The 8,089-nt window shown below is 73.9% G+C and carries 8 protein-coding genes; 4 read left to right on the top strand and 4 right to left on the bottom strand.

Going from position 1 to position 8,089, the window contains the following annotated elements:
* Together ACWGH4_RS25825 and ACWGH4_RS25830 are read right to left on the bottom strand one after the other, a co-directional pair.
* Window positions 1-1,511: glycerol-3-phosphate dehydrogenase/oxidase (locus ACWGH4_RS25825; protein WP_453465173.1), on the bottom strand; the 1,511-nt coding region annotated here is incomplete at its 3' end.
* On the bottom strand, window positions 1,508-2,107 hold the full coding sequence (locus ACWGH4_RS25830) for a TetR/AcrR family transcriptional regulator (RefSeq protein ID WP_453465176.1): 600 nt from the start codon (window positions 2,105-2,107) through the stop codon (window positions 1,508-1,510). The genes ACWGH4_RS25830 and ACWGH4_RS25825, both read right to left, overlap by 4 nt.
* Window positions 2,108-2,191: 84 nt before the next feature.
* On the opposite strand from ACWGH4_RS25830, the gene ACWGH4_RS25835 reads away from it, so the two are divergent.
* From ACWGH4_RS25835 to ACWGH4_RS25845, 3 genes are all read left to right on the top strand, one after another.
* Window positions 2,192-3,790, top strand: coding sequence for an FAD-binding oxidoreductase (locus ACWGH4_RS25835; RefSeq protein ID WP_453465179.1), 1,599 nt, complete (start codon window positions 2,192-2,194; stop codon window positions 3,788-3,790).
* Between the two features lie 29 nt (window positions 3,791-3,819).
* The gene (locus ACWGH4_RS25840) at window positions 3,820-4,701 is read left to right on the top strand and encodes a diacylglycerol/lipid kinase family protein (protein ID WP_453465182.1); all 882 of its coding nucleotides are present in this window, start codon (window positions 3,820-3,822) and stop codon (window positions 4,699-4,701) included.
* A gap of 314 nt (window positions 4,702-5,015) precedes the next feature.
* The gene (locus ACWGH4_RS25845; RefSeq protein WP_453465185.1) at window positions 5,016-6,155 is read left to right on the top strand and encodes an FUSC family protein; all 1,140 of its coding nucleotides are present in this window, start codon (window positions 5,016-5,018) and stop codon (window positions 6,153-6,155) included.
* A 69-nt stretch (window positions 6,156-6,224) separates the two neighbouring features.
* On the opposite strand, the gene ACWGH4_RS25850 is transcribed toward ACWGH4_RS25845, so the two are convergent.
* On the bottom strand, window positions 6,225-6,674 hold the full coding sequence (locus tag ACWGH4_RS25850) for a VOC family protein (RefSeq protein WP_453465188.1): 450 nt from the start codon (window positions 6,672-6,674) through the stop codon (window positions 6,225-6,227).
* Window positions 6,675-6,730: 56 nt separating this feature from the next.
* On the bottom strand, window positions 6,731-7,180 hold the full coding sequence (locus ACWGH4_RS25855; protein ID WP_453465191.1) for a helix-turn-helix transcriptional regulator: 450 nt from the start codon (window positions 7,178-7,180) through the stop codon (window positions 6,731-6,733).
* Window positions 7,181-7,329: 149 nt separating this feature from the next.
* Between ACWGH4_RS25855 and ACWGH4_RS25860 the strand changes: the two genes are divergently transcribed.
* Complete coding sequence (locus ACWGH4_RS25860) at window positions 7,330-8,067, top strand: class E sortase (RefSeq protein WP_453465194.1); 738 nt, start codon at window positions 7,330-7,332, stop codon at window positions 8,065-8,067.
* Window positions 8,068-8,089 lie beyond the last annotated feature (22 nt).

An 8,089-nucleotide genomic window follows, 5' to 3' on the forward strand; every position in this document is an offset into this window, starting at 1 on the left:
CCCTCGTGCCGTACCGCCCAGACGAGTTCGGCCCTGGTGACGGGGTGGCCCGGGACGACGGGCGCGGCCAGGGCCGGGTCCGCGAGGCCGAGGGCGTGGACGGCGGGTGCCTCCACTCCGTAGCGGCGGACCAGGCGCCGGGGCGCTTCGAGGCGGGCGAGCACGCCCGCCGGGGCGGCCCCCACGAGGGGCAGGCCGGCGGTGCGGCTGGGGCCGGCGCTCACGCCGCCGGCGACGAGTGCGGCGTCCACCGCGTCCTGGGCCATGCGCCGGTAGGTGGTGAGCTTGCCGCCGACGACGGTGACGACACCGCCGGCCGAGGTGAGGATCGCGTGCCTGCGGGAGATGTCGGCCGTCCGGCCGGATCCGGCGGAGCCTGCCGCCGGGCCGGTGTCCAGGAGCGGCCGCAGGCCGGCGAAGGCGCCGACCACGTCGTCGCGGCGCAGGGGTACGTCGAGGGCCGAGCCGAGGACGTCGAGAAGGAAGCCGATGTCCGTCTCCGGCACGTCCGGCACGTCGGGCACCGGCCCTTCGACCGGTTCGTCGGTGAGTCCGACGTACACCCGGCCGTCGCCCTGCGGCAGCACGAGGACGAAACGGTTGGACTCCCCGGGGATCGGGATGTGCATGCCGGCGGTGAGGCCGCCCAAGTCCTCGGAGCGCAGTACGAGATGGGTGCCGCGGGAGGGTCGCAGCCGGACGTCGTCGACCAGGCCGCCCGCCCATACGCCTGCGGCGTTGATGACGGTGCGGGCCCGGATCTCCAGTTCCTCACCGGTGAGTTCGTCGCGGACGCGGGCGCCGGTTCCGCTCACGGCGAGCGCGCGGGCCCGGGTGAGGATGTGGGCGCCGTGGGCGGCTGCGGTCCTGGCGACGGCGGTCACCAGGCGGGCGTCGTCGGTGAGTTGGCCGTCCCAGGAGAGCAGGCCGCCGCGCAGCCCCGTCGGCCGGAGCACGGGCGCCATGTGCCGGGTCTCGACGGCGGAGAGCGTGCGGGGTCCGGGGAGGGTGGTGCGCGAGGTGCGGGCGGAGGCCCGCAGGAGGTCGCCGGCGCGCAGCCCCGCCCAGGTCACGGCGGCCTGGGCGCGGGAGACGAGAGGGGTGAGCGGCAGGACGAAGGGCTGCGGGCGTACGAGGTGGGGGGCGGTGCGTTCCATGAGGATGCCGCGCTCGACGGCGCTCTCGTGGGCCACGTCGAGGTGGCCGGTGGCGAGGTAGCGCAGGCCGCCGTGGATGAGTTTGGAGCTCCAGCGTGAGGTGCCGAAGGCGAGGTCGTGGGCGTCGATCGCGGCGACGGTGAGTCCGCGGGAGGCGGCGTCGAGGGCGGCTCCGGCGCCGGTGGCTCCGAGACCGACGACGAGGACGTCGACGGTGGCGCCTTCGGCGAGCCGGGCCAGTTCTCGGCTGCGGCGTCCGGCGTTCAGGGACGCCGCCCGCGGTGCTTGGAGCGGGGGCCCGGCTGCCGCCCCGGCGGCACGGTCCGGGCGGCTCGAACGGCTCGGGCGGCTCATGGTGTGAGGGTCCTCTCCAGGATGGTCCGCAGGTCGTCGAGGAAGGCCGTGTCGGCGAGTTCGGGCTCGTCCTCCTCGGTCATGGTGCGCAGGGACAGCGCGAAGGACTGCACGACGAGCAGCAGCGAGCGGGCCTGCCGGTCGGGGTGGGATCTGCGCACCGAGCCGTCGGCGTGGCCCTCTGCCAGGCCGCCCGCGATGAGTCCCAGCAGCGCGTCCTGGCTGGCGCCGCGCCGGTCGAGGATGTACGGGAGCAGCAGCTCGGGGTCCACGTCGATGATCTTGTGGAAGAGCGGGTGGGCGCGGAAGGCGGTGACGCCGCCGACCAGGCCCTCGACCAGCCTCCGTCGTGCGGGGGCGCCTGGTTCCGGTTCGGGCATGGCGCCGACGGCGAGGGCGATCCACTCCCTGGTCATCAGGTCGCCGACGAGAGTGCGCACGTCGGGCCAGCGGCGGTACAGGGTCATGCGGGAGACCCCTGCGCGCCGGGCGACGTCGGTGAGGGTGGTCCGGCGTACGCCGACGGCGAGGACACAGTCGCGTGCCGCGTCGAGGACGGCATCTCCGTCCGAGTGGTTGTGACGAATGGGCGTCATCTGTCACAGTGTAATGCCAGTGCAGGCCGCGCGGCAGTACGCCCCGCGAACACCCCGCGTAACCGATGGTGAGGAACAGCCCCAGTGGACATGTTGTGGAGCGGCTGGGGCGACCCGGCCAAGGCAGCCCCGCTGCCGGACACGGTGACCGGCCTGCTGCGCGATCTGCTCGGCGTGACACCGCGCGAGAGCGGCCCTGCCTCGCTCGAGGCGATCGACGTCCCGCCGTCCGCGCTCACCGCCGCCGCACGCGCGGCGCTCACCGAGTGCGTGGGCTCGGACGCGTATGTGCGCACCGACGCGGAGAGCCGTGTCCGGCACACCCGTGGCAAGTCCACACCCGACCTGCTGCGCATCCGGGCCGGCGAGGTCGACGACATCCCGGCGGCCGTCGTGCTGCCGGGCAGCCACGACGAGGTGACGGCCGTCCTGCGGGCGTGCGCCGAACACGCGGTGGCCGTCGTCCCCTTCGGCGGCGGCACGTCCGTCGTCGGCGGGCTGGCCCCCGAGGGCAAACACTGCTTCGTCGCGCTGGACCTGCGCCGGCTCGACGCGCTGCTCTCCGTCGACGAGATCTCCCGCACGGCGGTCCTCCAGCCGGGCATGCGCGCACCGCGGTGCGAGGAGCTGCTCGGCGAGCTGGGCTGGACGCTCGGCCACTTCCCGCAGTCCTACGAGTGGGCCTCCGTGGGCGGTTTCGCCGCGGCCCGCTCCAGCGGCCAGGCTTCCGCCGGCTACGGCCGCTTCGACGAGATGGTGCTCGGCCTCACCCTCGCCACCCCGGAGGGAACCCTCGAGGTCGGGCGGGCCCCGCGCTCCGCCGCCGGCCCCGACCTGCGGCAGCTCGTCCTCGGCTCCGAGGGCGCGCTCGGGGTGATCACCTCCGTGACCGTACGCGTCCGGCCGCTGCCGGAGACCCGGGTCTACGAGGGCTGGCGCTTCGCGTCGTTCGAGGCCGGCGCCGCGGCCCTGCGCAGGCTCGCCCAGGACGGCCCCCGTCCGACCGTGCTGCGCCTGTCGGACGAGACGGAGACCTTCGTGGGCCTGGCCCAGCCGGACCGGATCGGCAGTACGCAGGAGGGCGGGACACCCGCCGGCTGTATGGCGATCGCCGGCTACGAGGGCACCGCGCGGGACACCGCCGACCGGCGCGCCCGGGCCCGGGAGGTGCTGCTCGCCTGCGGTGGCGAGTACGTCGGCGAGGAGCCCGGCGAGCGCTGGGCGCACGGCCGGTACAACGCGCCCTACCTGCGCGACTCGCTGCTCGACGCGGGCGCCTTCGCGGAGACGCTGGAGACGGCGTGCTTCTGGTCCGCCCTGCCGGGGCTCTACGAGGCGGTGCGCCAGGCGCTCACCGGCACGCTCGCCGAGGCCGGAACTCCTCCCCTGGTGATGTGCCACATCTCCCATGTGTACGAGAACGGCGCGTCGCTGTACTTCACCGTCGTCAGCGCGCAGGGGGACGACCCGGTGGCCCACTGGGCGCCGGCGAAGCGGGCCGCCAACGACGCGATCATCGCGGCCGGGGGCACCATCAGCCACCACCACGGCGTCGGCACCGACCACCGCGACTGGTACGCGCGGGAGATCGGCCCGCTCGGGGTCCGTATCCTTCAGGCCCTCAAGGCCGAGCTCGACCCGGCCGGGACACTCAACCCCGGCGTGCTCATCCCCGTCCGCTGACCGGCCCACTGCCTTCCGGAGGCGCATTCATGCGACAGTTCACCGCCGTCGTCAATCCCGCCGCGGGCGGGTCGAGCGGCACGGCGGCCCTGCTCCCGCTGGCCCGCCTCCTGAGGGAGGCCGGGGCACGCTTCGACACGCAGTACAGCCGCAGTCTGGAGCACGCCCAGGAGGTGGCACGGCAGGCCGCCGGGCAGGGGCACGTCGTGCTGGCCGTCGGCGGTGACGGCATGGCCGGCCGCGTCGGCGGGGCGCTCAGCGGCTCCGACGCCGTCTTCGGTGTCGTCCCCGCCGGGCGCGGCAACGACTTCGCCCGGGCGCTCGGCCTGCCCTCACGGACGGAGGAGCTCGCGGAGCTGCTGCTGAACGGCTCACCGCGGCCGGTCGACACCATCGAGGTCACCTCCGCCGTCCACGCCGGGACGTCGGTGCTGGGCAGCGTGTACGCGGGCGTGGACGCGGTGGCCAACCACCACGCCAACGCCTCGCGGCTGCTGCGGGGCGCCGCGTCCTACTACGCGGGCGGTCTGCGGGCCGTGCTCGGCTGGCGGCCCGCCACGTACCGCATAACCGTCGACGGGACCGAGCACGAACGGCGCGGCTACACGGTCGTCGCGGCCAACTCGGGCTTCTACGGCTTCGGTCGCAACATCGCGCCGGGCGCGCGGCTCGACGACGGCCTGCTGGACGTCGTCGTCATCGGTCACGCCCCCAAGCGGCTGTTCTTCGCGATGATGAACGAGCTGAAGACGGGGGCGCACCTCGAGCGCCCGCAGGTGGAGATCCTCAGGGGCCGGGAGATCCGCATCGAGGCCGACCGGAGCGTGCCGTACGGCGCGGACGGCGAGGTCGACGCGGCCCTTCCCGTGACGGTCAGGGTCCAGCCGGGCGCGCTGAACGTGATCTGCTGACGCCGGGCCCGGCGTGCTCGGCGCGACCAGCGGCCGGGAGGCGGTCATCGGCTTCCGCCCGGACACGGGCAGTGCGCCGGCCGCGCTCTCCACCCGACGGTCCCACCGGCGGGACGGGCTCGTGGCCACCCGCGTACCGGCTGTTGAGCGACGTCGGCTGACCGCGCCTGCGGGGCACGGCTGCGACCGTCGGCGCGGAGCGGGAGGGTTCGGCGGACGTCCGCTGGTTACACGTGCATGGACCCTGTGACGCCGTGATGGTTGTCGCGTCCGGCCGGGCCGGCCGGTGACGGTGCACGAAGTGGAGGTGACCGGTGGCCTTGCGGCGCTGGGCGGCGTGGGAGCTGTCCGCGGTGTGGACCTCCGTACGCAGGGCCGTGACGGAGGCCGGGCCCGAGCGGGACCTGGCGGTCCAGTCGCTGAAGGCCGCCGGCGCCGCCGTTCTCGCGTGGGCGCTGGTCGGCTGGTGGTGGAAGGCGCCGATGGCTCTGATGGCCCCGTGGACGGCGGTGGTCCTCGTGCAGAGCACCGTCTACCGCTCGCTCCGGGCCGGAACACAGCAACTCGTCGTCATCGCGCTCGGCACGCTGCTGGCGACCGGGGCGGCCGCGCTGACCGGCAACATCATGGCGGCGATGGCCCTCGCCCTCCCACCGGCGGTGCTGCTGGGCAACTACTCGCGCTTCGGCGACCAGGGCGTCTACGCGCCGACGACCGCCATCTTCGTGCTCGCGTACAGCTCCTTCTCCGGGACGGCCATCGCCCACCGCCTATTCGAGGCACTCGTCGGAGCGGTGATCGGCATCGGCGTGAACGCCCTGGTCCTGCCCCCGGTCCACCTCCGCGATGTGCGGGACAGCCTGGACCGGCTCGGCCGTGACAGCACGGATCTGCTGCGCGCCATGGCCGACGACGTGGAGAACGGCCACGACCGTACGAGCGCCGAGCAGTGGCACGAGGGGTCCCGGCGGCTCGGCGGCCCCGTCCAGGACCTGCGCAGCGCCCGCGGGTGGACGCAGGAGAGCTACCGCTTCAACCCGGGGCACCGGCTGCGGCGCCACCCGGCCCCGCCGCCGGGCCACTGGGACACGTACTGGACGGACCTCGCCGACCGGCTCGAGTCGGTCACGGCGACCCTGGTGGACACGACCGGTGAGTGGCGCAGCCTCGCCTCGCCGCCCGAGCCCGCCCTGCGCTGCCTGCCTGAGCTCTTCCGCGCCATGGCGGACGTCTGCGAGGCGGACCGGGCCGCGCTGGCCGTCGCCCCGCCGCCCGACGGCGAGGTGCGCAAGGAGGCGATGCGCCGGGCCTGGGAGGCCCATCGCCTGCTCAAGCGCCACCTGCTGGCGCACGACGACCATGAGACGGCGACCGCGGTGGGCGGGCTCGCGGCCCAGACACAGCAGCTGCTGTACGCGCTGGAGGCCGGACCCGCTCCGGCCCGACAGGCGTGAGGCCCCGCGCCGGCGCTGCCCGCCGCGTCCGGAACGTCCTCACGCCGGCCCGGCCGGTGCCCGGACGTGTCAGCAGGCCCAGTCCTTGCCGGGGTCGATGTCGCCGCCCTGGCGGCGCTGGGTGAACGAGAACCAGTTGCCCGAGTCGTCGCGGAAGATCGCCTCGGTGCCGTAAGGGCGCTCCTGCGGCTCCTGGAGGAACTCCACGCCGCGTGCCTTGAGCTTCTCGTAGTCGCCGTGGATGTCGTCGGTGGCGAGGACACCCGCGCCGAGGACGCCTTTGGAGACGAGGGTCGTCATGGCCTCGGCGGACTCGGGGTCCATGGCGGACGCGGTCGGCACCATCAGGGTCAGCTCCACATCGGGCTGGTCCTTGGCGCCCACCGTCAGCCAGCGCATGCCTCCCTCGCCCATGGTCATGTCCGTACGCACCTCGAGGCCGAGCTTTTGCGTGTAGAACTCCTTCGCGCGGTCCTGGTCGAGCACCCAGACGGTGGAGATGGCGAGGCCCTTGATCATTTCGTGCTCCTGGATGAGAGGTTTCTGCGGCCCCGCCACCGTAGGCAGCGGGGGCCTCAGCCTGCTTCTTCAGAATTGCTGGGCCTGTCCGGAACACGGGACGGGGAGAAACCGCCGGCCCAGAGCATCGCGTAGCACCCGGGGATGAGGGCGGCGCCGCGGCCCACATGCTTGGCGCGGTACTCGCTCGGTGAGAGTCCGGTCTGCTTCTTGAAACGGGCGGAGAACGTGCCGAGGCTGGTGAAGCCGACGAGCGTGCAGATCTCGGTGACGGAGAGGTTCGCGGTGCGGAGCATCTCCTCCGCCCGTTCGACCCGGCGGCGGGACAGGTACTGGCCCGGTGTCTGCCCGTACACGGCTTTGAAGGCGCGGACGAAGTGGTAGCGGGAGTATCCGGCGTGGGCGGCGATCGCGTCGAGGTCGAGCGGCTCGGCCCAGTCGCGGTCCATCGCGTCCTTCGCGAGGCGCAGCTGCCGTAGATGAGCCGGGTTCGTCACGGTCCCCATGCTGGCACGGGGCACTGACAGCGAGGGGCCGGGGCGGCGGGCATTGACGGACGAGGGGAACATCTGGTCGGATCGCGGTGTTTTCAGCGTATACAGGCAACGGCGGCTCCGTCGTGCCTGCCGTTCCCGGCTACGGATTCCGGCTGCCCATGATGCTCTCCCGAACAGCACCCGCCACCTTCGCCGGCGTGGCCCTCCTCCTCACCGGCTGTGCCGGCGCCGGAGCGGCCGAAAGCTCCGGCACGTCCGGCAAGGCCGCCGTCAGCGCCGCGGCACCGGCGTCGGCCACGGCCGGTGTACCGGGCCCCGCCACAACCGCCCCGGGCTCCGGTGCGCCCGTCTCCACGGAACCGCCGGCCCCGGCGTTCGATCCCCGCACCGATACCGCGGTGCTGTCCGTCCCGGCCATCGGCCTGGAGGACCTGCGCGTCGTGCCGTACGAGGGCACGACCGACGACTGGCCGGGCACCCGGATCCAGAACCGGGGTGTGGCCGCGAGTCCGTACGGCGAACGGGGCGGCGTGGGACCGGGCGAGGTCGGCAACTACCTGGTCACCGCGCACCGCCTCTCCGCCGGCGGACCCATGCGGGACCTCCCGGCGCTCGACAAGGGCGATTCCGTGTTCGTGACCGCGGGTGGTTCGGTGTACGAGTACGTGATCACCGAGACACGTCAGACGTCGTTCCGCTCGGAGCGTTCGCTCGCCGAGCAGCGGGCCGCGGTACCGGGCCACCCCGGCGAGCGGCCCACCAAGGCGATGATCACCCTCTCCACCTGCGCGACCCCCGAGGACGACGCGGCGGGCAACTTCTGGCGCGACGACAAGGGCAACCCGGAGCACCGCATCGACAAGACAGGCGTGCTGCGCGAGGTGTCCGACCGGTAGGCAGCGCGGCGCCGCCCGGCGG

It is taken from the genome of Streptomyces sp. NPDC054847 (assembly GCF_053610925.1).

Excerpts from the sequence above, each read along its gene's own strand:
- ACWGH4_RS25830 (WP_453465176.1), bottom strand. The coding sequence starts at position 2,107 with ATGACGCCCATTCGTCACAACCACTCGGACGGAGATGCCGTCCTCGAC.
- ACWGH4_RS25840 (WP_453465182.1), top strand. The coding sequence starts at position 3,820 with ATGCGACAGTTCACCGCCGTCGTCAATCCCGCCGCGGGCGGGTCGAGC.
- ACWGH4_RS25850 (WP_453465188.1), bottom strand. The coding sequence starts at position 6,674 with ATGATCAAGGGCCTCGCCATCTCCACCGTCTGGGTGCTCGACCAGGAC.
- ACWGH4_RS25855 (WP_453465191.1), bottom strand. The coding sequence starts at position 7,180 with ATGGGGACCGTGACGAACCCGGCTCATCTACGGCAGCTGCGCCTCGCG.
- ACWGH4_RS25860 (WP_453465194.1), top strand. The coding sequence starts at position 7,330 with ATGATGCTCTCCCGAACAGCACCCGCCACCTTCGCCGGCGTGGCCCTC.